The 24,954-nt window shown below is 62.2% G+C and carries 24 protein-coding genes; 11 read left to right on the forward strand and 13 right to left on the reverse strand.

Annotated elements, in window-relative coordinates:
* The first annotated feature begins 18 nt into the window (after positions 1–18).
* Entirely contained in the window at positions 19–1,434 is a 1,416-nt protein-coding gene (locus NKJ00_RS13485; RefSeq protein ID WP_023809807.1) for an ATP-binding protein, read from the forward strand.
* A gap of 221 nt (positions 1,435–1,655) precedes the next feature.
* Positions 1,656–2,678 (forward strand): glycosyltransferase family 4 protein, encoded by a 1,023-nt coding sequence (locus tag NKJ00_RS13490; protein WP_128303772.1) that lies wholly within the window; start codon positions 1,656–1,658, stop codon positions 2,676–2,678.
* Between the two features lie 80 nt (positions 2,679–2,758).
* Here NKJ00_RS13490 and NKJ00_RS13495 read toward each other — a convergent pair whose 3' ends face one another.
* From NKJ00_RS13495 to NKJ00_RS13505, 3 genes are all read right to left on the reverse strand, one after another.
* The gene (locus NKJ00_RS13495) at positions 2,759–3,118 is read right to left on the reverse strand and encodes a tRNA-binding protein (RefSeq protein WP_128303771.1); all 360 of its coding nucleotides are present in this window, start codon (positions 3,116–3,118) and stop codon (positions 2,759–2,761) included.
* Between the two features lie 26 nt (positions 3,119–3,144).
* On the reverse strand, positions 3,145–3,645 hold the full coding sequence (locus tag NKJ00_RS13500; RefSeq protein WP_013893499.1) for a type III secretion system chaperone family protein: 501 nt from the start codon (positions 3,643–3,645) through the stop codon (positions 3,145–3,147).
* A gap of 337 nt (positions 3,646–3,982) precedes the next feature.
* On the reverse strand, positions 3,983–4,294 hold the full coding sequence (locus NKJ00_RS13505; protein ID WP_128303770.1) for an accessory factor UbiK family protein: 312 nt from the start codon (positions 4,292–4,294) through the stop codon (positions 3,983–3,985).
* A gap of 166 nt (positions 4,295–4,460) precedes the next feature.
* Here NKJ00_RS13505 and lgt point away from each other — a divergent pair, with 166 nt between their 5' ends.
* The 7 genes from lgt to NKJ00_RS13540 all read left to right on the forward strand — a co-directional run bounded on the left by lgt (position 4,461) and on the right by NKJ00_RS13540 (position 10,290).
* Positions 4,461–5,315 carry a prolipoprotein diacylglyceryl transferase gene (lgt, locus tag NKJ00_RS13510; protein ID WP_128303769.1) on the forward strand — a complete coding sequence of 285 codons (855 nt, stop codon included), beginning with the start codon at positions 4,461–4,463 and terminating at the stop codon, positions 5,313–5,315.
* The gene (locus tag NKJ00_RS13515; protein ID WP_128303768.1) at positions 5,312–6,400 is read left to right on the forward strand and encodes a class I SAM-dependent methyltransferase; all 1,089 of its coding nucleotides are present in this window, start codon (positions 5,312–5,314) and stop codon (positions 6,398–6,400) included. Before lgt ends, NKJ00_RS13515 begins: the two co-directional genes overlap by 4 nt.
* 107 nt (positions 6,401–6,507) lie before the next feature.
* Positions 6,508–7,302 (forward strand): peptidoglycan editing factor PgeF, encoded by a 795-nt coding sequence (pgeF, locus tag NKJ00_RS13520; protein WP_128303767.1) that lies wholly within the window; start codon positions 6,508–6,510, stop codon positions 7,300–7,302.
* Positions 7,302–8,453, forward strand: coding sequence for a M24 family metallopeptidase (locus tag NKJ00_RS13525; protein WP_128303766.1), 1,152 nt, complete (start codon positions 7,302–7,304; stop codon positions 8,451–8,453). Before pgeF ends, NKJ00_RS13525 begins: the two co-directional genes overlap by 1 nt.
* A 43-nt stretch (positions 8,454–8,496) precedes the next feature.
* A complete protein-coding gene (locus NKJ00_RS13530) occupies positions 8,497–9,117 on the forward strand; it encodes a hypothetical protein (protein WP_352610477.1) in 621 nt (206 codons plus the stop codon).
* A gap of 42 nt (positions 9,118–9,159) precedes the next feature.
* Entirely contained in the window at positions 9,160–9,291 is a 132-nt protein-coding gene (locus NKJ00_RS13535; protein WP_281040476.1) for a hypothetical protein, read from the forward strand.
* Between the two features lie 63 nt (positions 9,292–9,354).
* A complete protein-coding gene (locus NKJ00_RS13540) occupies positions 9,355–10,290 on the forward strand; it encodes a ribose-phosphate pyrophosphokinase (RefSeq protein ID WP_013530002.1) in 936 nt (311 codons plus the stop codon).
* Between the two features lie 112 nt (positions 10,291–10,402).
* On the opposite strand, the gene NKJ00_RS13545 is transcribed toward NKJ00_RS13540, so the two are convergent.
* Positions 10,403–11,287: an AraC family transcriptional regulator gene (locus tag NKJ00_RS13545; RefSeq protein WP_128303764.1), complete on the reverse strand. Its 885-nt coding sequence runs from the start codon at positions 11,285–11,287 to the stop codon at positions 10,403–10,405.
* A 173-nt stretch (positions 11,288–11,460) separates the two neighbouring features.
* On the opposite strand from NKJ00_RS13545, the gene NKJ00_RS13550 reads away from it, so the two are divergent.
* Positions 11,461–12,702, forward strand: coding sequence for an MFS transporter (locus NKJ00_RS13550; RefSeq protein WP_352610480.1), 1,242 nt, complete (start codon positions 11,461–11,463; stop codon positions 12,700–12,702).
* A 71-nt stretch (positions 12,703–12,773) separates the two neighbouring features.
* Here NKJ00_RS13550 and NKJ00_RS13555 read toward each other — a convergent pair whose 3' ends face one another.
* Entirely contained in the window at positions 12,774–13,631 is an 858-nt protein-coding gene (locus NKJ00_RS13555; protein WP_352630038.1) for an alpha/beta fold hydrolase, read from the reverse strand.
* A 151-nt stretch (positions 13,632–13,782) separates the two neighbouring features.
* Between NKJ00_RS13555 and NKJ00_RS13560 the strand changes: the two genes are divergently transcribed.
* Entirely contained in the window at positions 13,783–14,211 is a 429-nt protein-coding gene (locus NKJ00_RS13560; RefSeq protein ID WP_352610482.1) for a MarR family winged helix-turn-helix transcriptional regulator, read from the forward strand.
* Between the two features lie 96 nt (positions 14,212–14,307).
* Here NKJ00_RS13560 and NKJ00_RS13565 read toward each other — a convergent pair whose 3' ends face one another.
* From NKJ00_RS13565 to NKJ00_RS13600, 8 genes are all read right to left on the reverse strand, one after another.
* Complete coding sequence (locus NKJ00_RS13565) at positions 14,308–15,090, reverse strand: ABC transporter ATP-binding protein (RefSeq protein ID WP_352610483.1); 783 nt, start codon at positions 15,088–15,090, stop codon at positions 14,308–14,310.
* Positions 15,091–15,139: 49 nt separating this feature from the next.
* Positions 15,140–16,489 carry an ABC transporter substrate-binding protein gene (locus NKJ00_RS13570; protein WP_352630143.1) on the reverse strand — a complete coding sequence of 450 codons (1,350 nt, stop codon included), beginning with the start codon at positions 16,487–16,489 and terminating at the stop codon, positions 15,140–15,142.
* A gap of 86 nt (positions 16,490–16,575) precedes the next feature.
* Positions 16,576–17,907, reverse strand: a complete 1,332-nt coding sequence (locus NKJ00_RS13575; RefSeq protein WP_128303762.1) for an ABC transporter substrate-binding protein — start codon at positions 17,905–17,907, stop codon at positions 16,576–16,578.
* Positions 17,904–18,974, reverse strand: coding sequence for a branched-chain amino acid ABC transporter permease (locus tag NKJ00_RS13580; RefSeq protein ID WP_352630040.1), 1,071 nt, complete (start codon positions 18,972–18,974; stop codon positions 17,904–17,906). Before NKJ00_RS13580 ends, NKJ00_RS13575 begins: the two co-directional genes overlap by 4 nt.
* Positions 18,975–18,977: 3 nt before the next feature.
* Positions 18,978–19,859 (reverse strand): branched-chain amino acid ABC transporter permease, encoded by an 882-nt coding sequence (locus NKJ00_RS13585; protein ID WP_023809823.1) that lies wholly within the window; start codon positions 19,857–19,859, stop codon positions 18,978–18,980.
* The gene (locus NKJ00_RS13590; RefSeq protein WP_352630042.1) at positions 19,856–20,650 is read right to left on the reverse strand and encodes an ABC transporter ATP-binding protein; all 795 of its coding nucleotides are present in this window, start codon (positions 20,648–20,650) and stop codon (positions 19,856–19,858) included. The genes NKJ00_RS13585 and NKJ00_RS13590 overlap by 4 nt, the downstream gene beginning before the upstream one ends.
* A 91-nt stretch (positions 20,651–20,741) precedes the next feature.
* Positions 20,742–22,175, reverse strand: coding sequence for an LLM class flavin-dependent oxidoreductase (locus NKJ00_RS13595; RefSeq protein ID WP_352553454.1), 1,434 nt, complete (start codon positions 22,173–22,175; stop codon positions 20,742–20,744).
* Between the two features lie 481 nt (positions 22,176–22,656).
* On the reverse strand, positions 22,657–24,663 hold the full coding sequence (locus NKJ00_RS13600; protein WP_128303836.1) for a putative bifunctional diguanylate cyclase/phosphodiesterase: 2,007 nt from the start codon (positions 24,661–24,663) through the stop codon (positions 22,657–22,659).
* Positions 24,664–24,954 lie beyond the last annotated feature (291 nt).

Below are 24,954 nucleotides of genomic sequence, written 5' to 3' on the forward strand. Positions count from 1 at the left end.
GGCAAGCGAAATGAGCGAATGGCAACCACGGAACTGGAACAGCCGGGCAATGGCGGCTTGAGCGCACGCGCCGCGCGGACGCTGAAGGCGGTGCCGCGCGCCTGGAACCGCTTCTGGCGCCTCGTCTCGCTCTATATGCCCAAGCGGCTCTATGCCCGCTCGCTGATCATCGTCATCGCGCCGATGATCCTGCTGCAATCGGTCGTCGCCTTCGTCTTCATGGAACGTCATTGGGCAACCGTGACGCAGCGCCTGTCGCAGGCCACCGTGCGCGACATTGCCGCCATCATCGACCTGATCGAGACCTATCCGCGCGATGCCGACTACACCAACATCATCCGCATCGCCCAGGACCGCATGCAGCTGAAGGTCGACCTCTTGCCGCCCGACCCGCTGCCCGCGCCCGGCCCAAAACCGTTTTTCTCGATTTTGGATGATGTTCTCTCGTCCGAGATCACCCGCCAGATCAACCGCCCGTTCTGGATCGACACGGTCGGCAACTCCAACATCGTCGAGGTGCGCGTGCAGCTCGAGGGCAAGGTGCTGCGCGTCTTCGTGCGCCGCAGCCAGGCCTATGCCTCCAACACCCACATCTTCCTGATCTGGATGGTCGGCACCTCGCTGGTGCTCCTGATGATCGCCATTCCCTTCCTGCGCAACCAGATCCGGCCGATCCTGATGCTCGCCGAAGCCGCCGAAAGTTTCGGCAAGGGCCGGCCGATGCCGCGCGACTTCCGGCCGCGCGGCGCCGAGGAGGTTCGCCGCGCCGGCTTTGCCTTCATGCAGATGCGCGAGCGCATCGAGCGCCAGATCGAGCAGCGCACCGCCATGCTGACCGGCGTCAGCCATGACCTGCGAACCATCCTCACCCGCTTCAAGCTGCAGTTGGCGCTTTCCGGCGGCAAGGCCGAGACCAAGGCCGCGCTCGACCAGGACATCGACGACATGCAGTCGATGCTCGAAGGCTATCTCGCCTTTGCCCGTGGCGAGGCTTCGGAAGACGCCGGACGGTTCGATCTCGAGGCCTATTTCGAGAAGCTCGACGAGGAGGCCAGGCTGCGCAAGCGCAAGCTGTCGACGACGCTTGCCGGAGACCCCGATGTGCATGTGCGGCCGAACGCCTTTGCCCGGCTGATGTCCAACGTGATCGGCAACGCCTTCCGCTATGCCAAGACGGTGGAAGTCAACGCCACCCATGGCCGCGGCTCGCTGCTGGTCACCATCGACGACGATGGTCCGGGCATCCCCGCTGACCGGCGCGAGGACGTGTTCAAACCCTTCGTGCGGCTCGACGAGGCCCGCAACCTCGATGCCAGCGGCACCGGGCTCGGCCTGTCGATCGCCCGCGACATCGCCCGCTCTCATGGCGGCGACATCACTCTTGAAGACAGCCCGCTCGGCGGACTGCGCGCTGTCATCAAGGTTCCCGCATAACCGGGCACGATTCCGAAAAGTGGAAACCGGCTTCATCGGCCCGTCATGAAACCATGATCAAGAGCGTGCATGAAGCGCGCGACCTCAATTGATTCGGGCCTACCGTCTATCTTCGACCCCGTGCCCGTCCGGGTGCGCTGGAGCGAAGCGAGAGCAGCGGGCTGGTCGCCGTTCCGGCATCGTCTCAAGGCAACCGTCGACCTTTCCTGCAAAGGGCCGCCATGCGCATATTGATGGTCACCGATGCCTGGCGGCCGCAGGTTAACGGCGTTGTCCACACGCTGGAGCGGCTCACCGAGACGCTGAAATCCTTCGATGTCGCCGTGGATTTCCTGACGCCGAACATCTTTCGCACCCTGCCCTTGCCGACCTATCCCGACATCAGGCTGGCGCTGACCACGCCCGGCCATGTCGCGCGGCTGATTGACGCCGGCAGAGCCGACCACATCCACATCGTCACCGAAGGACCGCTCGGCATCATGGCGCGGCGCTATTGCCGCAATGCCGGCCGGCCGTTCACCACCAGCTATCACACGCGCTTCCCCGAATATCTCAGCGCACGGCTGCCGGTGCCGGAGAGCTGGGCCTATCGCTGGCTGCGCGATTTCCACAATTCCGGCCAAGGCACGCTGGTCGCCACCCAGTCGCTCGCAGACGACCTCTCAGCGCGCGGCTTCACCAAGCTGCGGCCGTGGACGCGCGGCGTCGACACCGACCATTTCCGGCCCGACAAGAAGAAGGATCTCGGCTTCCCCGGCCCTGTCTTCCTCTGCGTCGGCCGCGTCGCCATCGAAAAGAACCTCTCCGCCTTTCTCGACCTCGACCTGCCGGGCAGCAAGGTGATCGTCGGTGAAGGCCCCGAGCTTGCCAGGCTCAAGGCAAAATATCCGCAAGCGCATTTCCTCGGCCATCGCCCCAACGACGAACTGGCCGAGATCTATGCCTCGGCCGATGTCTTCGTCTTCCCGAGCCGCACCGACACGTTCGGCAACGTCATCATCGAGGCATTGGCCAGCGGCACGCCGGTTGCCGCCTATCCGGTGACAGGGCCGATCGACATCGTCGGCGACGGCTTTGGCGGCGCGGTCTCCAACGATCTGCGCGAGGCCTCGCTTGCGGCGCTCAATGTAGACCGTGCCGAAGCCCGCGAACGTGCCATGCGCTATAGCTGGAAAGCCTGTGCGGAGATGTTTCTCGATACGGTCGAGGAAGCACTGGGCACAACGCGCAAGCTGGCGGCCTGACCAAAGGCTGGCGGCACCGTACTGTTCGACATCAGCAACACGGAGGAAGCGCGAAGGAACGCGACGGTCGTTCCTCTAGCCTAAAACAACCGCCCGCCATCCTGCACCTTGCGCTCAATCGCGCCGAGCACCACAGCGCCCTCTTCGTCGGGAAAGCCGAGCGTCAGCACTTCCGACATGAATGGACCGATCTGGCGCGGCGGGAAATTGACCACCGCGAACACCTGCCGGCCGATCAGCGTCTCCGGTGTATAATATTTGGTGATCTGCGCCGACGATTTCTTGATGCCGATGCCGGGGCCGAAATCGATCTTCAGCTTGAATGCGGGCTTGCGCGCCTCGGGAAACGGTTCGGCCTCGACGATCGTGCCGGCGCGGATGTCGACACGATCGAAATCGGCAAAACTGATCTCGGGCTTGCGCTCGCTGTTCGAACTCATCTTGGTCTTGTCTGCCTTACGGGGACTCAGGCGTTGCCGTAGGTCTCGAACAGCACGCCGGCCAGGGCGTCCTTGGCCGAGGTTCCCGACCAGACGACGAACTGGAACGCCTGGAAATAGCATTCGCAGGCTTCCAGCGCCGACGACAGCAGCACTTCGACCTGCTGGCTCGACGGCTCGACCCCGCCGGCCAGCAGCAGCGACTGGCGGAACATAATCGCGCCCTCCTGCTCCCAAAGGTCGAAATGGCCAAACAGCATCTGCTCATTGATCAACGACAAGAGCCGCATCACTTCCAGCGCGCGGGTCTCCGGCACCTTGATGTCGAAGGCACAGGCCAGGTGCAGCGCTTCGAAATCCTCCATCCACGAAAAGGAGACGTGATAGTCGGTCCAGCTTCCGGCAACCGAGATCGAAATCTCGTCGTCGCCTGCCCGCTCAAAGGACCAGTCGTTGTTGTGGGCCACCTGCTCGATAACATCCACCGGATGGATTTCGCGGGAGAATTCGAGTTCGAGAAGTTCCATGGAATGCTTCCTGTCGTTCTGTACGAGCGCCGCCACACGCTCCGCGGGAGGGCACACACAACGAACAATCTTGTCTAGAACTCGGACGGCCAGGACTTTCCTGCGCAAAAGACTACTTCTCGACGCAAAGACCCCAGACCGGACCCCACCGCCCGGTCGCATGACCCTGCTCCGAATCATGCAACAAATTCAGTCTATTGATCGGGAGTCGCGTGAACAGCCCAATTTTTCGCACTGCGTCATTCGCATGTGGAAAGCCGCTGTCACAAAGATTCATGCAATGCCGTTAAGCGATTCACGGCAAAGCGCTTTTCAGGATCGGGCTATGTGGAAAAGTTTAACGATTATTTTTTTTTGCGCGGGGCTTGGCCGCCGCCGCCGGTGCGGCGTCACCGGCCAGTTCCGCAAGCTTCGCCTCGAGCACCTCGATACGGGCGGCAAGGCGGGTGTTTTCTTCTCGGGCCTTGGCGGCCATCTCGCGCGCGGCCTCGAACTCTTCGCGCTGCACCACGTCCATGGTGTTGAGGATGCGTTCGGCCTGGCCTTTGAAGGCGGTCTCCACCTCCCGGCGCACGCCCTGGGCAGCGCCGGCGGCATCGGTCATCAGCTTGGCGAATTCATCGAGAATGCGGTTCGGTCCGGTCGACATGGCAAATCCTCGCTTGCTCGAAATGAGGTAATGGCGCCGCGCGTCGAATGCAAGCATGTTGCGCCGCGCTGCGGCATCAAGTCGAGGGCGCCCACCTTGCCTTGACCCTGCCAAAACCCTGCCGCATGGTCCGCGCGCAAACGCGTTTCGCAATGAGAGTTCCCCGTTGAACGAATATTTCCTGCTGCCGCTGGCCTCCCTACCCTTCCCCAACATCAACCCGATCCTCATCCAGATCGGGCCGCTGGCGGTGCATTGGTATGGCGTCGGCTATATCGTCGGCATCCTGTTCGCCTGGTGGTATGCCAAGCGGCTCGCCTCTAATGCCAAGCTATGGCCGAACGGCGTCCTGCCGATGAAGCCGGAGGATCTCGACGACTTCATCGTCTGGGCGGCCATCGGCGTCGTGCTGGGCGGCCGCACCGGCTATGTGCTGTTCTATGATCTGCCACGCTACATCGCCCACCCGCTCGACATCTTGGCGGTCTGGCAAGGCGGTATGTCGTTCCATGGCGGCCTGCTTGGCGTCATCCTCGCCATGACGCTGTTTTCCATCAAGCGCGGCATCCGCATCTGGTCGCTGTTTGACGTCGTGGCGGCCGGCGTGCCGGTCGGCCTTGGCCTGGTGCGCGTCGCCAACTTCATCAACTCCGAGCTATGGGGGCGCCCGACCGACGTGCCCTGGGCTTTCGAATTCCCCAATGGCGGGCCGTTTGCCCGTCACCCGAGCCAGCTCTACGAGGCGCTTCTCGAAGGCGTGGTGCTGTTCCTCGTGCTGCGCATCCTCACCCATTCGCGCCTCAAGCTGAAGACGCCGCGCTTCGTCGGCGGCGCCTTCATCTGCGGCTACGGCCTGTCGCGCATTTTCGTCGAGTTCTTCCGCGAGCCCGACCAGCAGCTCGGCTACCTCCTCGGCACCAACTGGCTGACCATGGGCATGATCCTGTCGACGCCGATGGTGCTGGCCGGTATCTGGGCGATGCTGACCGCCAGGCCGGTGGCGCAGCCGCAGCCGGCATGACACGGCTGAAAACCCGCATCGTCGACCTGATCGAGGCATTGGGGCCACTTCCGATCAACGAATACATGGCGCTGTGCCTGTTCGACCCGGCGGACGGCTACTACACGACGCGCGAGCCTTTTGGTGCGGGCGGCGACTTCATCACCGCGCCGGAAATCAGCCAGATGTTCGGCGAACTGGTCGCCGTGTGGATGTACCAGGCGTGGCAGGCGAGCGGCCGGCCGCTGCCGGCCACCATCGCCGAGATCGGCCCCGGCCGCGGCACGCTGATGAAGGACATGTTGCGTACGCTGTCGCGGCTCGATCCTGATCTGGCCAGCGGCGCCACCTTCGCCATGATCGAGACCAGCCCGCGCCTGACCGAGGTGCAGAAGCAGACGCTTGGCGCCACACCCTTCGCGGTTGGCTGGCATGAAACCATCGAGACCTTGCCGCAGCAACCGCTGTTCATCGTCGGCAACGAACTGTTCGACGCCGTGCCCATCCGCCAGTTCGTCCGAGCCGGCACCGGCTGGCGCGAGCGCATGGTCGGCCTCGACGAGACCAACGACCTTTGCTTCTTCGCCGGCGCCGGTTCGGTCGACCCGACGCTGCTGCCCGCCGATGCCACTCAAGCGCCGCAAGGTGCGATTGCCGAAGTGGCGCCTGCCCGCACCGCGCTCATGGCAACGATCGCCGAGCGCATATCCAGGCATGGCGGCGTTGGCCTGTTTCTCGACTACGGCCATTTCCAGCCGGGTGTCGGGGACACGCTTCAGGCCTTGCGCAGCCACGATCACGAAGATGTGCTGGCCAATCCCGGTGAGGCCGACCTCACCTCCCATGTCGATTTCGCCGCCCTTGCCGCGATCGTGCGTGCACATGGCCTCGAAGCCCATCTGACGACACAGGGCGACTTCCTCCTCGGCATGGGTATCCTCGAGCGCGCCGGCCGGCTTGGCGCCGATGCCGGCCAGGCGGCGCGCGAAAGGATCGCCGGGGACGTCGAGCGCCTCGCAGGGCCGCAAGCCATGGGCGAGCTGTTCAAGGTGCTTGCGGTGCTACCCCGCGGCGTGGAGGTTCGGCCTTTCGCCGGGGCGGATTGACTTTTTACCGCCACCCCTCCCAATCTCCCGTCCGCGCTTTGCAGCGCCTGTTCTCGACCAAGCACCTTCTTCTTGACGAAACCGCCCACACGGACAACAACGCCCGCATGCTGAATCAGACCAAACCGGATCCCGTTCGGTCGCCGCTGCTGGACAAGGCGCGGGCACAAGGCATCCGCCACGGCTATTTCACCCGCGTCGGCGGTGTCTCCGGCGGCATCTACCAGGGCCTCAACATCGGCACCGGATCGAATGACGACCCGATGCTTGTGGCGCAGAACCGCGGCCGCGTCGCGGCATGGATGGGCGTGCCGGCGAGCCATCTGTTGACCGCCTGGCAGGTCCATTCGCCCGACGTCATCATCGCCAGGGAGCCCTTTGCCGGCGAGCGGCCCAAGGCAGACGCCATCGTCACCGACCGGCCGGGCATCGCCATCGGCGCTTCTACCGCCGATTGCGGTCCCGTGCTGTTCGCCGATGCGCAGGCGCGCATCATCGGCGCCGCGCACGCCGGCTGGAAAGGCGCGTTCACCGGCGTGCTCGAAAACACCATCCTGGCGATGGAAAGCCTCGGCGCCCGGCGCCAAAACATCGTCGCCGTGCTAGGCCCCTCCATCGGCCCGAAAAACTACGAGGTCGGCCCGGAATTCGTCGCCCGCTTTGTCGAAGTCGCCGCCGAAAACATCCTCTATTTCGCGCCGTCCGCCAATGCCGGCCATGCGATGTTCGATCTCAACCGCTACACGGTTGACCGGTTGGCCAAGGCCGGCGTGACGGCTGAGGGCCTTGACCGCTGCACTTACGCCGAGGAAGGCCTGTTCTACTCCTACCGGCGCACCACGCATCGCAAGGAGCCCGATTACGGCCGGCAGGTTTCGGCAATTGTCTTGGAGAGGGAATAATGGCGCTGCATTTTGAACGATCTGAATTTGACGCGCGGCGCGACCGGCTGATCATCGAGATGGCCGAAAAGAAGCTCGACGCCATCCTGCTGTTCGCGCAGGAAAGCATGTACTGGCTGACCGGCTACGACACGTTCGGCTTCTGCTTCTTCCAGTGCCTGGTAGTGAAGGCCGACGGTTCGATGGTGCTTCTGACCCGCTCGGCCGACCTGCGCCAGGCGCGTCAGACCTCGATTATCGACAATATCGTCTTGTGGACGGACCGCAACGGCGCCAATCCGGCGGTCGACCTGCGCAATCTGCTCAACGAACTCGACCTGCTCGGCGCCCGCATCGGTGTCGAATACGACACCCATGGCCTGACCGCGTTCAATGGCCGACGGCTCGACGAACAGTTGCAGACCTTCGGCCAGATCGCCGATGCGTCCGGCATTGTCGGCCGTCTGCGCCTGTTCAAGAGCCCGGCCGAGGTCGCCAAGGCCGAGAAGGCCGCCAATCTTTCCGATGATGCGCTCGACGCGGCGCTGCCGCTGATCAAGCAGGGCGGCGACGAAGCCCTGATCCTGGCCGCCATGCAGGGTGCGATCTTTGCCGGCGGCGGCGACTATCCGGCCAACGAATTCATCATCGGCTCCGGCGTCGATGCGCTGCTGTGCCGCTACAAGGCCGGCCGCCGCAAGCTCACCAAAAATGACCAGCTGACGCTCGAATGGGCCGGCGTCTTCAACCACTACCATGCGCCGATGATGCGCACGGTGCTGACCGGCAAGGTGTCGAAGCGCCATCAGGAACTGTTCGACGCCGCCCGCGCAGCACTCCTGGCTGTCGAGAAGGCGATGATGCCGGGCAACAGCTTCGGCGACGTCTTCGATGCTCATGCCCGCACCATGGAGGCGCACGGCCTGACCAAGCACCGGCTGAACGCCTGCGGCTATTCAGTCGGCGCCCGCTTCACCCCGTCCTGGATGGACATGCCGATGTTCTACCAGGGCAATCCCGAACCGATCGCGCCCAACATGACGCTGTTCGCCCATATGATCATCATGGACTCCGATACCGAGACGGCGATGACGCTTGGCCGCACCTACCTGACCACCGAATCCCAGCCCAAGCCGCTGTCCCGCCATGATCTCGACTTGATCGTACAGTGAATCCACAATGGGAGGCGTTCTTCGCCAAGGAGTTAGAAGGCAAATGAGACGATCGCATGTGACGACCGTGTCATTGCTTGTGGCATTGGCTCTTGCCGCCTGCACCAACGCAAAGGACGTGCTCGAACCGTCGGCGATCACGCCGCCGGCGACGTCGACCCAGACGCTGCCCGCAACGTCAGGCAGCACGGTTCCGGCCGGGCCCGCCACCAGCACGGCGGGCGCTTTCGCAACCACCGCCGCACCGGTCACATCAGCCCAAAGCGCTGCCATCCTGTCGAAGACCCGCCTGCAGATCGCGCCGATCGTCGGCGCTTCGGTAGAAGCCGCGACACCTCTGACGGCGGAGTTGCAGACCCGCGCCAGGCAGCGCGGTATCACGCTCGCCGGCAGCGCCGACCAGACCGTGACACATGTGCTGAAGGGCTATTTCTCGACGATGTCGGAAGGCGCCGACACCACCGTCATCTATGTCTGGGATGTCTATGACCCCGCCGGCAACCGGCTGCACCGCATCAATGGTCAGCAGAAGGCCCCGTCGGTCAATTCCGGCGCCAGCGTGGGCGGCGACAGCTGGAAGGGGGTCTCGCCGGCCACCATGCAGACGATCGCCGACCAGACCATCGACCAATTCGCGGCCTGGCTCGGCGGCAAGGCCGGCTAGAGGCATCGGACCCAAAAGTGGAGACAGTTTTGGGAAAATCCGATGCCCAACGAGAAGAAGGAGCAGCGCAAGTCCGCTGCTCCCTGTGGCAGCCCGGCGATGGCGCGGAGCTTTCTTGAGTTTAGCCGGCGGATTCCCGATCTCGGCGCTTGCAATACCGGCGCGGGCCGCTAAAAGCCCGGTTAAAGGGCGCAAGCGAGTCCGTCAGGTCTCATCATCCTCCACCAGGAACCGTGCATGAAACTCTTCGCGGGCAATTCCAACAGGGTGCTGGCCGAAGCGGTCGCCCGGTACCTCAACGTCCCGCTGGGCAAAGCCACGGTCAGGCGCTTCGCCGACCAGGAAATCTTCGTCGAAATCCAGGAAAACGTGCGCGGCGAGGATGTCTTCATCCTGCAATCGACCTCGTTCCCAACCAACGATCATTTGATGGAATTGCTCATCATGATCGATGCCTTCATGCGTTCCTCGGCCAAGCGCATCACGGCGGTCATCCCCTATTTCGGCTACGCCAGGCAGGACCGCCGCGCCTCCGGCCGCACGCCGATCTCGGCCAAGCTGGTCGCCAACATGATCACCCGCGCCGGTGTCGACCGCGTTCTGACGCTTGACCTGCATGCCGGCCAGATCCAGGGCTTCTTCGACATTCCGACCGACAATCTGTTTTCCGTGCCGGTGATGGCCCGCGACGTGAAGGCCAAATACAAGCAGCTCGGCAACGTCGTGGTGGTCTCGCCCGACATTGGCGGCGTGGTCCGCGCCCGTGCGCTGGCCAAGCGCTTCGATGCGCAACTGGCCATCGTCGACAAGCGCCGCGAGCGTCCCGGCGAATCGGAAGTCATGAACATCATCGGCGCGGTCGCCGGCAAGGATTGCCTGCTTATCGACGACATCGTCGATTCCGGCGGCACGCTGTGCAACGCCGCCGATGCGCTGCTGGCCAACGGCGCCACCAGCGTCACCGCCTATATCACGCACGGCGTGCTGTCGGGCGGCGCGGTTGCCCGCATCAGCGGTTCGAAGCTCCAGGAACTGGTGATCACCGATTCCATCCAGCCGACGCAGGGCGTGCTCGATGCTCCCAACATCCGCGTCATCTCGATCGCCGACCTGATGGGCGAAGCCATTTCGCGCACCGCGACCGAAGAATCGGTGTCGAGCCTGTTCGACTAGAGCAATTCCAGGAAAAGTGTGAAGCGGTTTTCCGTCTAGAACTGCGACAAAGAGTTAGAGCAGATCGCCGTTTCCGTGAAACGGTGAGATGCTTCTAGAACAGCACCTGCCGTTACGGCGCAGAGCTTTCCAACCGAACCGGCCCGATCAGGCGACGAGCGACCTCGACGCTCTCTCGTGCGCCGCGCATATAGCCGCGCGGCGAGGTCCCCAGCATGCGCTTGAACATGGTGATGAAGGCCGGCACGCTGTCATAGCCGAGATCGAGCGCCACCCTGGTGATCGGCTCGCCGTCCGCCAGCCTGGGCAGCGCCGCGAACAGGCAGGCCTGCTGGCGCCATGTTGACAGCGACAGGCCGGTCTGGCGCTGGAAGGCGCGCGTGAACGAACGCCGGCTCATGCCGGCTGCATCGGCCCACTCGTCGATCGTCGCGTGCGGCGACGGTGCCGCGACGAAGCGCCGGCACAGCGCCGACAGCCTTGGATCGGACGGGAATGGCAGCCCGAGAGGCCGTTCCGGCAAGGTCGGGATTTCGTGCAGCAAAAGGTTCATGATCAGCCCACCGCGTCCTTCCAGAACGCCGCCTTGCGGCAGCTTTTCCGATTCCACGATCAGGCTGTGCATCAGGTCGGTGACGCCGACGACGCGCAAGCCTTCAGGCAGCCCGGGGATCGCCTGAGGCATGACATAAACCGAACGCATCGAGACATCGCCCAGCATCTCGACGGAATGCTCGGTGCCGGCTGGAATCCACATCGCGTGGTCGGGCGGCACCATCCAGCGCCCGTACCGCGTCGTCACCAGCACCACGCCGACAAGCGCATGCAAGAGCTGGCTGCGGCTGTGGCGGTGCTGCGGCACGCGGTAGCCGTCCGGATATTCGGTCGGCAGTGCCACCGCCGGCCCGGCCACTTGCTCAAGCCATTGCCAACGGCTCTCGTGCAACTGGCCGAGATTGGCATTGCCGACGTGAAAGACTTCTTTGCCGTGCGGCATCCGATATGGCCCACTTGCGAAACTATTGGACCAAACCACGAAAGAAGTCGTGTCGCAAGCGGCTTATAAGGCACCGTCCCCAGGCGCCCCACAGGAGCGTCCGACAAGGCGGCCGCAGGAGCGTCCGTCAACTGCCTGCGGGTGTGCCCGCCAAAAAGACCACGGAGCCTACCTTGACCGATACGACAGCCGCCAGCGTCGCCCCACCGGCGACCACCAGTCACGCTTCAGCCCAGGCGACGGCCTTCACCGTCATCCTGGCGGTGAGCTTCTGCCATTGCATCAACGATATCATGCAGTCGCTGCTGTCGGCCATTTACCCGCTCCTGAAAGAGAATTATGGCCTCGATTTCTGGCAGATCGGCTTGTTGACCTTCACCTTTCAGGTGACGGCATCGCTGCTGCAGCCTGTGATCGGCATGATCACCGACAAGCGGCCGATGCCCTATTCGCTGCCCTACGGCATGGCGGCATCGCTGATCGGCCTGATCGTGCTCGCCTATGCCGGGCATTATTCGCTGCTGCTGATCGGCGCCTCGCTGATCGGCATCGGCTCGGCGATCTTCCATCCGGAATCCTCGCGCATCGCCCGCTTCGCCTCCGGCGGCCGCTTCGGCTTGGCGCAGTCGCTGTTCCAGGTTGGCGGCAATTTCGGCCAGTCCATGGGGCCGCTGCTGGCGGCCTTCATCGTCGTGCCGTTCGGCCAGACCAGCATTTCCTGGTTCGCCGTCGGCTCGCTGATCGGCATCATCGTTTTGTGGCAGGTCGGCGGCTGGTACAGCCGGCTGCGTGCCGCGCAGGGCACCCGCAAGGCGGCGAGCTTCGTTTCGCCTTTCCCGCGCCGCAAGGTGACGAATGCATTGATCGTGCTGACATTGCTGGTGCTGAGCAAGAATGCCTACATCGCCAGCCTCGCCAGCTACTACACCTTCTATTCCATGCATAAGTTCGGCGTTTCGGTGCAGATGTCGCAGGTCATGCTGTTCCTGTTCCTCGGTGCCTCGGCGCTGGGCATCCTGCTCGGCGGCCCGTTCGGCGACCGCTATGGGCAAAAGGCGATGATCTGGTTCTCCATCGTCGGCGTGCTGCCTTTCACGCTCGCCCTGCCCTACGCCAATCTGGAATGGACAATGGTGCTGACGGTGCTGATCGGCCTGATCCTGTCCTCGGCCTTCTCGAACATCGTCGTCTTTGCGCAGGAGCTCGTGCCGGGCCGCGTCGGCATGATCGCCGGCATCTTCTTCGGCTTCGCCTTCGGCATGGGCGGCATCGCGGCGGCCGTGCTCGGTATCGTCGCCGATATGAAGGGCATCGATTTCGTCTTCCAGATCTGCTCGTATTTGCCGTTTCTTGGATTGCTCACCGTGTTCCTGCCGAACATGAAGGAAGCGCGCAAGGCGCAGGCGGCCGCCTAGATCAGGCGGATCTGAACCCACAAACTGCACCCGCCTGAGGGCGGGTGCTTTGTAGTCTCTTCGGAAGCGCCTTACGCCTTGAAGAAGGCCAGCAGGTCGGCGTTGATGACGTCCGCATGGGTCGTGGCCATGCCGTGCGGGAAGCCCTTGTAGACCTTGAGTTCGCCCTTCTTGAGCAGCTTGATCGTCAGCAGCGCCGAGTCGGCGATGGGAACGATCTGGTCGTCGTCGCCGTGCACGACCAGCACAGGCACGTCGATCGCCTTCAGATCCTCGGTGAAGTCGGTTTCCGAGAAGGCCTTGATGCAATCATAATGCGCCTTGGTGCCGCCCATCATGCCCTGGCGCCACCAATTGTCGATGACGCCCTGCGATACCTCCGCACCCGGACGATTGAAGCCGTAGAACGGACCTGATGGAATGTCGCGGAAGAACTGGGCGCGATTGGCTGCCTGGGCGGAGCGGAAGCCATCGAAAACCTCGATCGGCAAGCCGTCGGGATTGGCCGCGGTCTTGAGCATGATTGGCGGTACCGCGCCGATCAGCACTGCCTTGGCGACACGGCCGCCGGCGCCATATTGAGCGACATAACGTGCCACTTCGCCGCCGCCGGTCGAATGGCCGACATGAATGGCGTTCTTGAGACCCAGATGGGCGGCAAGTTCCGCCACATCGGCGGCATAGGTATCCATCTCGTTGCCGATATCCGTCTGGGTCGAGCGGCCGTGACCTCGGCGATCATAGGCAATGACACGGTAGCCCTGTGACAGGAAGAACAGCATCTGGGCGTCCCAATCGTCGCTGCTCAACGGCCAGCCGTGATGAAAGACGACAGGCTGCCCGGTCCCCCAGTCCTTGTAGTAAATCTGCGTTCCGTCCTTGGTGGTGATCGTGCCGCTACCGGAGCTGGGCTTGGTTTGCGAGGTCATCTCAATCTCCTTCTGGTTATTTCCGCGATAAACAATATCGCGATAACGATATAGCTAACGGAGCCCAAAACCCTTGTCTACAAAAATATGTATCGCGATATCATTTTTCGTGGTATCGAATTGATGCCCATATTGGCAAAAGGAATGCGCCGTGCCTCTCCCGTTGGACAATCAGCTCTGTTTCACGCTCTATGCCACCAGCATGGCGATCAACCGCACCTACAAGCCGATGCTGGACGAGATGGGCATCACCTATCCGCAGTACCTGGTGCTGAACGCACTTGGAGAGGCCTATGGGATGTCGGTCGGCACCATCGCCAACCGGTTGGCTTTGGAATCGAGCACCGTCACGCCGCTGGTGAAGCGAATGGAGCAAGCCGGGCTGGTGACCCGCCAGCGCAGCCAGACCGACGAACGCCAGGTGCAGGTCGACCTGACATCAGCCGGGCGCGCGCTGCTGGTCCAGTGCAACTGTCTGAACGAGACCTTGGTCGAACGCTCGGGCATGACGCTGGCCGAGCTCGATGCCTTGAACCGGCAGATCCAGGCGCTACGCGCCGCGTTGATCGGCGACCGGTAGCCGGCCCGGCCTTCTCGACGGTCGGACCTCACCCGCCGGCCTCTGCCCGCGAGATGCATCCTCGAAGACATTCGCGGATCGAACGCGACGACTGCGTCAGGGCGCGTCGCCCAGATAGATGCGGTGGAGATCGTCACGCGCTGCAAGGTCGGCCGCCGGCCCTTCGAGCGCCACGCGGCCGGTGTCAAGAACATAGCCGCGCTGTGCGTAGGCAAGCGAGAGAGCCGCATTCTGCTCCGCCAGCAGAAAGGCCGTCCCTTTCTCCCGGTTAAGGCGCGCGATGATCGCGAAGATTTCCTGAACGATGCGCGGTGCGAGCCCCATGGAGGGCTCGTCGAGCAGGACGAGCCTTGGTTGCGTCAACAACGCCCGGCCGATGGCCAGCATCTGCTGTTCGCCGCCGGACGCAAGCCCGGCATGCGTGCGCCGCTTGTCGCGCAGGCGTGGAAACCAGCCGTAGACGTCGTCGAGCTGACGCTGCAGCTCCTTGCGGCTTGGCCGGTGCAGAAATGCGCCGGTCAAGAGGTTCTCCTCGACCGTCAGATGCGAGAAGACATGGCGCCCTTCCATGACGTGGACGATGCCCCGCGTTGCCAGTCTGTTGGCCGCAAGCCCGAGAATATCCTCACCGTCGAGGCGAATATGCCCCCGGCCCACCTTGGCCCGATCGGCGCTGGCCAGGCCCGAAATCGCCTTGAGCACAGTACTCTTGCCGGCACCGTTCGCTCCAAGCAAAGCAACGATTTCGCCGTTGCCGATCGTCAGCGACACATCGGCGACGGCCAGAATGGCGCCCCCATAGACGACTTCGATGCCCGACACTTCGAGAAGGGTGTCCTGATCAGCCGCCGGGGCGACGGGCTTCGATGTCGTGGTCATGGCGTTTCTCCTTATCGTGGGAAACCGTCAAAGCGGCCGCCGCGTCCTGTCAGTTGCTGCCGATATCGCGGGGCGTAATTCCATGCTCCTTGGCATAGGCCTCGGATTTCGCGTCGATCAACGGACGCAGCGTTGTGCGATCGGCCTGCACCCAGTCGCTGACGAGAGACCATTTGGACCCGTTCCATTGCTGCACGCGCACCGCGCCGCCGCCCTCATGGTCCGCGGGCGTCAGTTGGAGGTTCTGCACCAGGCCTCGGAAACCTGCCCTTTCAAGGGCTGCGTCATCAAGCTTCAGGTGCTCCAGCGCCCACTGGCCTTCTTCTCCGGTGATCGGGCGGTTGCCGAACTTGGCCTGGGCCTGCCGAACGATCTCCACAGAGAGCAGGGCGCCGACGAGACCTGAATTGTAATAGACGCTGCCGAAGGCCTTGGTATCGCGCAGGTCGGACTTGCCGGCGTCGATGATGTCCTTCTTCAAACGCTCGTGGATCTTGAAGTCGGCGCCGGCCGGATAAGGCGTCAGCGCCAGATATCCCTCCGCCGCTTCGCCGGCCGGGATCACGTCTTCCTCGGACGAAGCCCAGACATCGCCGATGATGTGGTCGGCGGGAAAGCCGAAACGCACCGCGGTCTTGATGGCTACCGGCGTCGAAACCCCCCAGGTTCTCAGGAACACCCAGTCCGGCTTTGCTTCGCGGACCTGCCGCCACTGCGAGGATTGTTCGCTGCCCGGATCGGCAACGGGAATCTGGATATTCTCGAAACCGTATTTCTTTGCCAGAAGGGCGAGCGGATCAAGCGTCTCGCGGCCATAGGCGCTGTCATGGTAGACGGTGGCGATCTTCTTTCCCTTGAGCTTGTCGAAGCCGCCTTCGCGCTCGGCAACATAGTTCACGACCGCCGACGCCTCGCTGTAGAAGGTCACCATGACCGGAAAGATATAGGGGAACACACGCCCGTCGGTGGCCTCGGTGCGACCGTAGGCAAGTGTTACCAGCGGTATCTTGTCCGCGGCCGCGCGGTCGGAAAGTGCATAGGCGGCAGGCGCGCCGTTCGGGAAATAGGCGGCGACCGGAGCGCCGTTCAGCCCGTGCTTGAAGCGCTCATAGCATTCGATGCCCTTTTCGGCCGTCCATTCCGTCTCGCATTCCTGCCAGGCAATCTTGACGCCGTTTATGCCGCCTTCGACTTCGTTGATATAGCGGTAATCATCGATCTGCCCGGCCCAGATGGAAGCGCCCGACGCCGCATAGGGGCCGACGCGATAGCTGGCGATCGGGAAAAACTGTTTGTCGCTGTCGGGACCCGGCTGGGTTTCAACGGCCTTGGCTGCACTGGCAAGCAGCAGCAACGAAGTGGCAGCCGCCAGGGCAGCGCGCAAGAGCTTTTGGTGCATGGCGAGCTTTTGGTGCATGGTGAACTCCTGTTTCAGGCAAGGAGGGGCACGACGCCCCTCCCCCGGTGGGACTATCAAGTGGAATATCAATTGGTTTCGGTATCTGGCGTACGCGGTGCGATGCCGTGTTCCTTGGCATAGGCGGCGGCTTGCTGCTCGATCAGCGGCCGTAGCGCTTCGTGGTCGGCCTTGATCCAGTCGGTCTGGAGAACCCACTTCTTGCCATCCCAGCTCTGGATGCGGGCAGCGCCGCCGCCTTCATGGTCAAGCGGCGTGATCTGGATCGGCTGCAGCAGGCCGACAAAGCCGATCTCCTTGAGACGGTTTTCGTCGATGGTCAGATGCTCGAAGGCCCACCGGCCTTCCTCGCCATTCAGGGGACGAGCGCCAAACTTCTTGTAGCCGGTGCGGAGCGCCTCCACGGCGAGCGCGGCATTGACCAGACCGACATTGTAATTGACGGCGCCGAAATACTTCTGATCGCGCAGGTCGGACTTGCCGGCGTCGAGAATGAATTTCTTGAGCCGCTGATGGATCTCGAAATCGGCCCCCGCCGGATAAGGCGCAAGGGCGGAATAGCCGATCGCCGCCTTCCCGGCCGGGATGACGTCGGATTCGGAGCCGGCCCAGACGTCGCCGATGATATGATCGGCCGGAAAGCCGAAGCGGGCTGCCGTCTTGATGCCCACCACGGTGGAGACACCCCAGGTGCGCAAGAACACCCAGTCCGGCTTCAGCTCATGGACCTGGCGCCATTGCGGCGACTGTTCATTGCCTGGATCGGCGACGGGGATCTGGATGTTCTCGAAGCCGTATTTCTTGGCGAGCAGGTCGACAGCGGGCTGGGTGGCACGCCCATAGGCGCTGTCGTGATAGACGGTTGCTATCTTCAAGCCCTTGAGCTTATCGAACCCACCGACCTTGGACGCGATATAGTTGATGCCGGTCGAGGCCTGGCTGTAATAGCTGAACAGCAGCGGGAAGGCATACGGGAACACCCTGCCGTCGATGGATTCGGTGCGCCCACCGGCCGGATCGATCAGCGGGATCTTGTCGGCGGCAGCCTTCTCGAGCAGCGCATAGGTCGCGGGCGTGCCGTGCGTGAAGAAGAAAGCGATCGGCGAACCATCCTTGCCGCCCTTGACCCGCTCGTAGACCTCGACAGTCCGGTCCGGGCTCCACTCGGTCTCGAACTCTTCGTAGTTGAGTTTTATCCCGTCGATGCCGCCCTCGACCTCATTGATATAGCGGAAATAGTCCCTTTCGCCTGCCCACCAGAGTTCGCCCGAAGAGGCGTAGGCACCGACACGATAGGTCGGCAGCGGGATATATTGCGACACATCCGCGGCGTTGAGCGTGGCGGGGCTCGCCACGAAGGCGCCACCCGCCAAAAGCGCGGCAATGATCAGTTTCTTCACGTCTGTCTCCTGATTTTGAGCCGCGCAAGGCGGCGATTGCCTAAATCTCCACGCTGTCTTTGCAGCAAGCGGGCTAGTCCCTCCGGTTCCTTGATGAGAAACCAGAGGATGAGGACCCCGAAGATCACCTTCTGGATGTTTTGAAGCAGTCCGGCGTCGACATGGCCGCCGAGCAGCCGCTGGAACAGCCAGTCGAGCGCCAGCGGCAACAGGCTGACGAAGGCGGCTCCGAAATAAGCGCCGCGAATGGTGCCCATGCCGCCAATGATGATGATGAAGAGTATCTGGTAGGATCGCGTCAGGCCGAAGCTCTGCACGCTGGCCGATCCGAGATACGCAAATGCCCAGAGTGCGCCCGCAATGCCCAAGATGAAGCTCGATACGGCGAAGGCCTGGAGTTTCGCGCGCAGGATCGGCACGCCGATCACGGCCGCTGCCGTATCCATGTCGCGGATGGCCATCCAGTTGCGACCGGTCTGGCTGCGCACGAGATTGTAGGAAAGCCAGGTCAGCACGGCGACGCTGGCGAGCGTCAGGTAATAGCGTCCGTGCGGGCTGTTGAGATCGATGCCGAAGACGGACAGACCCGCTGGAAGCGAGATCGTGGCGGACGGATCACCGTTGTAGAACCACGGAAATTTGAGAAACAGCCATTCGAAGAAGAACTGCGCGGCAAGCGTGCTGACGATCAGATAGAAACCCTTGATGCGGGTCGAGGGAAAGCCGAAGGCGAACCCGACCGCGCCGGCGACGATGCCGGCTGCTATCAGTGCCAATGGCAGCGGCAGTTCGGGCAGCCGCAGCTGGAAGGCAAATGCCGCATAGGCGCCCACCATCATGAACGCACCGGCGCCGAGCGATATCTGGCCGGCATAACCCGTCAAAAGGTTGAGGCCGAGACCTGCCAGCGACAGAATAAGGAACGGCACGGCGATAGCATTGATCCAGTATTCCGTGGCGAGGAAAGGTAGGGCAACAATGAGGGCAGCCGCGGCTATGCCGACCAGTGTCCGGGTGCTTGCGCCCTCGCCTATGCCGCCGGTAAGCCGGAGTTCAATATCGGACATGATTCAGACTCTTTCGATTTTCTGTTCGCCAAACAGACCGGCGGGGCGGATGAAGAGGAAGGCGAGCGCCAGCGCATAGGCAAACCAGGGCGTGATGCCGCCGCCGAGGAAGGGGCCGATATAGGTTTCGGCTAGGCTTTCCGTTGCACCGACAACGAGCCCGCCGACGATGGCGCCGGCGATAGAGGTGAAGCCGCCGATGATGAGCACCGGCAGGGCCTTCAGCACCACCAGCGACAATGAGAACTGCACGCCCTGGCGGGCGCCCCAGAGCAGACCGGCCACAAGCCCGACGAGCCCCGCAATGGTCCAGACGATCTGCCAGATGCGGTTGACATCGATGCCGATGGAGAGAGCGGCGCGAGTATCGTCGGCCACGCCCCTGAGCTCAACTCCGAGGCGGGTCTTGTTGAACAGCAGCGACAGGGCCACCACCAGGACGAGCGCGACTGCGGCGGCGGTGAGATCAAACTGGCTGATCATGATGTCGCCGAGGAAGATCGGCAGATCCTCGATGCCGAGATCGAGCGCCCTGACCTGCGACCCCATGAGCCCTTGGGCTGTCCCTTCGACGATGTAGGCCAGCCCGAGCGTCGCCATGAACAGCGTCATCGGGCTGCGGTTGACGAGCGGGCGCAGGATCAGCCTCTCGATCCCGACTGCCATCAGCGCAAGCACGACCACCGTGATCGCCAGCGCCACCAGCACCGGCACACCCTGATCGGTCAGCGACACGAAGGTCAGGGCTGCAAACAGCAGGATGGACCCCTGCGCGTAGTTGAAGACGCCGGAGGCCTTGTAGATAAGCACGAAGCCGATGGCGACGAGCGAGTACATCGTGCCCGCCAGCAGGCCGCCGATGAGGGTTTCGAGAAACATGTTCATGCGGCGATCTCAACCTTGTCGTGGCCCAGATACGCGGCGATGACCTCGGGATTGTCGCGAATGGTATCCGGCGCGCCATCGGCCAGCTTGCGCCCATAATCGAGCACGACGACATGGTGAGCGAGCTTCAGCACGATGCCGATATCGTGCTCGATCAGCACGATCGTCAGCTTCAGGTCGCGGTTCAGCCTGGCAATGATCTGCGCGATTTCCTGTTTCTCGGCGCTGTTCATGCCTGCCAGCGGTTCATCGAGAAGCAGCAGGCGGGGAGCCGCGACAATGGCGCGCGCTAGTTCGACCTTCTTCTGCACGCCGTAGGGCAGCAAGGCCACGGTGGTCTCGGCATGCCGCTCCAGATCGAAGAGGCGCAGGACTTCATGGGCGCGCTCGCGGAAACGGCTCGCCTCGGCGCGTGCGCGCGGCAAAAGCAGTGCTTCTTCCAGGAGCGTTGCGCGAGCATGCCTGGACAGGCCGGCAATGACATTGTCGGCGACACTCATTCCCGAAAACAGCGCGTTGTTCTGGAACCCGCGGCCGATGCCGCGGCGCGCGGCCTCCAGCGGCTGCATCCGATGGAAATGTTCGCCCTCGAAGATGATCTCGCCTGAATCGGGAACATAGACGCCGTTCAGTATGTTCAGCAGCGAGCTTTTTCCCGCCCCATTCGGGCCGATCAGGGCGCAGATTTCCTGAGGCGCCACCTCGAAACTTAGATCGGAGATCGCCTTCACGCCTTTGAATGCGAGGGAGATGTTCTTGACTTCCAATGCGGGTGCGGATGGCGTTGTCATGAATTCAGCGCTCCATGGTGGCTAACAGAGGCAAAGTCCGACGGTCCGGCGGCGCGGGCCGCTTTCCCTCCGGCGCCGTGCAGGGATGATGTCAGGCCGGTTCGGATTGGCGGGCATGCCCTTCGGTCAAGGTTGATTGCGCCGCGGCCTCGTCGCGCTTGACGCGTTCGATGTCGCGGAAGCGATGGGCCGGATGGTTTGCCGGCAGATAGGGGCCTTCGCCGAACAGCTTTTCGCGCAGTGTGCCCTCGCGATACTGCGTCGCGTAGACCCCGCGCTTCTGCAGTTCCGGCACGACGTATCCGATGACGTCGGCAAAGCTGTCATGCGCCAGCGCATAAGCCAGGTTGAAGCCGTCGATGTCGGTTTCCTCGACCCACTCCTGCAGAAGATCGGCGATCGTCGATGGCGATCCCACGAAAAGCGGCCCGAGACCGCCAATGCCGCCCCATTTTGCAAGCTCTTCGATGGACCAGACCTTGTCGCCTCCGGCCAGATGCTCGACGGCGGAGATGATCGCGTTTGTCTTGACCTTCTTGACCGTATCCGTCGGTTTGTAGTGTCCGAAATCGATGCCGGTCCAGCCAGACATCAGGACCAGGGCGCCGTCATAGGAGGCGTGGTTCGCGTAATCCTGATATTTAGCCCGTGCCTTTTCGTCGGTTTCATCGACGATGATGGTTGCCATCGCGTAGATCAGCACCTTTTTCGGATCGCGACCCTGCTCGGCGGCGCGCTTGCGGATTTCCGCGACATAGGCGCGGGTGGCATCCTTCAGAGGCGTCGAGATGAACACGCATTCGGCGTGGCCGGCGGCGAACTGCTTGCCGGCACCCGAGGCGCCGGCCTGGAAGAGAACGGGCGTGCGCTGTGGCGAAGGTTCGCATAGGTGAAAGCCCGGCACATCGAAATATTTTCCCTTGTGGCCGATCTCGTGGATTTTTGTCGGATCGGCAAATATCCCGCGCTCCTTGTCGCGCAGCACGGCTCCCTCTTCCCAACTGCCCTCGAACAGCTTGTAGAGGACTTCGACATATTCGGTTGCAACGTCATAACGATTGTCGTGGCTGCGCAGCCCGCCCTGGCCGATGTTCTTGGCCCCGCTCTCCAGATAGGACGTGACGATGTTCCAGCCGATACGGCCCTTGGTATGGTGGTCCGCCGTCGAGAGGCGGCGTGCGAAGGTGTAGGGATGCTCAAAGCTCGTCGAAGCCGTGATGCCGATGCCGAGATGTTTGGTGGCCAAGGCGATCGGGTTGGCGAGCTGCAACGGATCGTTCACCGGGATTTGCACGCCTTGCAGCAACGCATTGTCGAGGTTGCCCTTGTAGACATCATAATAGCCGATCACATCGGCGATGAAGACGGAGTCGAAGAACCCGGCCTCCAAAAGCCTGGCGAGATCTGTCCAATACTCCAGATCCTTGTAGTCCCAGGACCGGTCACGCGGGTGGCGCCAGAGGCCGGGCGACTGGTGACCGACGCAGTTCATTTCGAAGGCATTGAAGCGGATGGTCTTGCTCATTGTCGGTTCCGGAATCCTGCAAGCAATCGTGGTTGAGCTGGCAGGGTAGGGCCGGGAGCCAAATATCAAAGTAAATATATGGTTTTAATAGACTAATCTAGGGAATAGCATTCCTCGATCGAGCCGTTTCGCGGAAGCAAGGTGTTTTGCGCGAGATCCCCATCAGGAAAAAGTAGACGCAATCACCTTGCCGCCGGTGGCGATCTTGACCCGGTCCGCCAAGCGGATGGTGCGATGATCCTCACGGCGATGTCGGGCTGATCTGTCGCCGGCCTTCTCCACGTGGTCGTCTTTGGTGCCGGGCCGCGTCTCGACATCCGCCGCGGCTCAGCCCGCTGACGGTGTTCCTGCCGATATGAAGCAGGCCAGAAACTGGAAGCCGGCGCGGCGCTCAGATGAAGTCAGCTAGACTTCGGCTTTTGGCCCGTCGCGGCCAAATAGCGGCCTAAGCTCTAAGCCAAATGCCACCGCCCACACGTCATCATGCGGACTTAAGCACGGCAAATGACCGTTTGCGCATGGCCCGCTTTGCCTGGAAACTGACGGCGGGAGCGGGGCGGCCGACATGGAAGCCCTGGATCTTGTCTATGCCGAATTCGCGCATCAAGACCATCTGCTCGTCGGTTTCCACCCCTTCGACCAGGATCTTGTGGCCGCGATTTCGGACCAGGGTGATAATGTCCTGCAGCATTGCCTTGCCGCTCGGGGAACTGCAGTCGTGAAGAAACGAGCGGTCGATCTTCACCGTATCGAAATCGATCAGGCGAAGCCACGAAAGACCCGCGAAGCCCGTCCCGAAATCATCGAGCCATATCTTGATCCCGAGCAGCTTCAGGTCGCTGATGCAGCGCAGGATGTCCGAATGCATCTCCATCTCCAGCCCTTCGGTGATCTCGAAGGCCAGTCTGCTGCCGGCGACGCGGGTCTCGCCCAGAATGGTCGCAACAGACGTTGCGAAGCCCGGTGTCTTAAGCTGGATCGGGGAGACGTTGACACTGACGACATGGACGTGATCGTCTGCCAGGAGCTCGGCGCACACTGTCCTTATCGCCCAGCGCCCGAGTTCCAGGATCGCGCCGGTTCGTTCGGCGACGGGAATGAACAGGCTGGGCGGAACCGATGTGCCGTCCAGCATCTTGAGGCGCATCAGAGCCTCCACCGCTTCGACCCGGTCCGATTTGACATCCTGGATGGGCTGATAAACGAGTGAAACGAGATTCTGGCCGATCGCGATCTTCAGCAAGGCCGCAATGTTCTCACTCTCGTCGCTGCTTTGCGGATCGGTTGGATCGAACAGCCGGGCACAATTTCGGCCGCCGGCTTTTGCCAGATAGAGAGCGCGATCGGCCTCGTGGATGATCTTCTCCAGCTTGGCCCCGGTCTGCGTCCTGGTGAATGCGGCGCCAACGCTCACCGTTACGATCGAGACGCCGTCGCGCCGGAGCTCGTGGGTAAGCGCCAGGTTCTCCACCGTGCTGCAAATGGCTTCCGCGATGTTCAGGATCTGCTCTTTTGTCTCCATGCGCGCCAGGACGATGAACTCTTCGCCGCCGTAGCGGCCTATGGAACCATTATACTGTTTGATCATCTCGCTAAGGGCATTGGCGACATGGATCAGGCAGCGGTCGCCTTCCTGATGGCCGTAGCAGTCGTTGAATTTCTTGAAGAAGTCCACGTCGATGAGGATCGCCCCGAAGCTGGTGCCGACCTTTTGCCAATCGCTCCAGTAGTCCCGCAGCTTCTCGTCGATCGCGCGCCGGTTCTCCAGACCTGTAAGCGGATCGGTCCGCGACAATCTCAGCAGGGCCTTGCCGCGTTCGGTCGCCTCATTGTGCTGGATCTTGGCTTCCAGGGCATTCAGAAAGACGTTGTAGCGTTCCTCATTTAGTTTCCAGTTCACATACGAGGTGAACGTGAAACAAGAAACATAGAAAGCCCCAAAAACCATTTTGTATGTGAGGGTTGAAGGAACAAAGTAGTTTACAATGTAAAGTATACATAAAATTATTGCAGAAGTTACGATAGAAAGCTTGAAATTGAACGTAAAGAAAAGATTGGCGCTCATCATGAATATGGTCCCAAAGACCATATAGTAAGAGACACTTTCCTTGTCCGCGCCCATAATCGCCGGACACAGCCAACCAACATAGCCAAAGATAATGGCCCCGGCGCAGGTCACGTCGAGCCATTCCGTCCCGACGCCATGGCGAAGCTGCGCTTCCAGGATCAAAAGCGCGCTCAATCCGACCGTGAAGCGCGCCGTGATCGTATAGGCGGCCACATCCGGGATCAGCAGCAGATCGGTTGCCGAAAACAAGAGATAGATCGCAACCGCGATCCAAAGCCCTGGCCTGGCTTCCCCTCTTCGCGTCGCCTGCGCTTCCGTGCGGTAAAGGGTGCGAAGCTCGTCGGCCCCCAGTTCGTAGCGCGGCTCGTACGGCTCCGCATCAACCGCATCGACCAATACGGAGGACAGGTGTTCGTTCATCACAATAGACCCCGTTTGAAAGGGATTTTGTTTTCCGAACTCATTTCCAGCTTCTGCCCCCACGCGGGCCGGCTCCTTGGACGCGACGGCGATTGCGACGCCGGGCAAACAAATGCAATCGCGCAAGACAAGTTTCCGTTAACTCGAACCCGGAATTCGGGCCGAAAGCCGTCTAAAGAGGAACATGGTTGGCGGGAAATTAATCATAACGATAAAATGCCGTCGGCCCGACATTGGCAAAGGGAGCATTCTACGCAATAAGTTAACCGACTGTTAACTATGGAGTGATGG

The sequence above is a fragment of the Mesorhizobium sp. M0227 genome (assembly GCF_040321855.1).
GTDB lineage: Bacteria > Pseudomonadota > Alphaproteobacteria > Rhizobiales > Rhizobiaceae > Mesorhizobium.

Coding starts and splice junctions, on each gene's coding strand:
- NKJ00_RS13485 (WP_023809807.1), top strand. CDS start 19: ATGGCAACCACGGAACTGGAACAGCCGGGCAATGGCGGCTTGAGCGCA.
- NKJ00_RS13490 (WP_128303772.1), top strand. CDS start 1,656: ATGCGCATATTGATGGTCACCGATGCCTGGCGGCCGCAGGTTAACGGC.
- NKJ00_RS13495 (WP_128303771.1), bottom strand. CDS start 3,118: ATGAGTTCGAACAGCGAGCGCAAGCCCGAGATCAGTTTTGCCGATTTC.
- NKJ00_RS13500 (WP_013893499.1), bottom strand. CDS start 3,645: ATGGAACTTCTCGAACTCGAATTCTCCCGCGAAATCCATCCGGTGGAT.
- NKJ00_RS13505 (WP_128303770.1), bottom strand. CDS start 4,294: ATGTCGACCGGACCGAACCGCATTCTCGATGAATTCGCCAAGCTGATG.
- NKJ00_RS13515 (WP_128303768.1), top strand. CDS start 5,312: ATGACACGGCTGAAAACCCGCATCGTCGACCTGATCGAGGCATTGGGG.
- pgeF (WP_128303767.1), top strand. CDS start 6,508: ATGCTGAATCAGACCAAACCGGATCCCGTTCGGTCGCCGCTGCTGGAC.
- NKJ00_RS13525 (WP_128303766.1), top strand. CDS start 7,302: ATGGCGCTGCATTTTGAACGATCTGAATTTGACGCGCGGCGCGACCGG.
- NKJ00_RS13530 (WP_352610477.1), top strand. CDS start 8,497: ATGAGACGATCGCATGTGACGACCGTGTCATTGCTTGTGGCATTGGCT.
- NKJ00_RS13535 (WP_281040476.1), top strand. CDS start 9,160: ATGCCCAACGAGAAGAAGGAGCAGCGCAAGTCCGCTGCTCCCTGTGGC.
- NKJ00_RS13540 (WP_013530002.1), top strand. CDS start 9,355: ATGAAACTCTTCGCGGGCAATTCCAACAGGGTGCTGGCCGAAGCGGTC.
- NKJ00_RS13545 (WP_128303764.1), bottom strand. CDS start 11,287: ATGCCGCACGGCAAAGAAGTCTTTCACGTCGGCAATGCCAATCTCGGC.
- NKJ00_RS13555 (WP_352630038.1), bottom strand. CDS start 13,631: ATGACCTCGCAAACCAAGCCCAGCTCCGGTAGCGGCACGATCACCACC.
- NKJ00_RS13565 (WP_352610483.1), bottom strand. CDS start 15,090: ATGACCACGACATCGAAGCCCGTCGCCCCGGCGGCTGATCAGGACACC.
- NKJ00_RS13570 (WP_352630143.1), bottom strand. CDS start 16,489: ATGCACCAAAAGCTCTTGCGCGCTGCCCTGGCGGCTGCCACTTCGTTG.
- NKJ00_RS13580 (WP_352630040.1), bottom strand. CDS start 18,974: ATGTCCGATATTGAACTCCGGCTTACCGGCGGCATAGGCGAGGGCGCA.
- NKJ00_RS13585 (WP_023809823.1), bottom strand. CDS start 19,859: ATGAACATGTTTCTCGAAACCCTCATCGGCGGCCTGCTGGCGGGCACG.
- NKJ00_RS13590 (WP_352630042.1), bottom strand. CDS start 20,650: ATGACAACGCCATCCGCACCCGCATTGGAAGTCAAGAACATCTCCCTC.
- NKJ00_RS13595 (WP_352553454.1), bottom strand. CDS start 22,175: ATGAGCAAGACCATCCGCTTCAATGCCTTCGAAATGAACTGCGTCGGT.
- NKJ00_RS13600 (WP_128303836.1), bottom strand. CDS start 24,663: ATGAACGAACACCTGTCCTCCGTATTGGTCGATGCGGTTGATGCGGAG.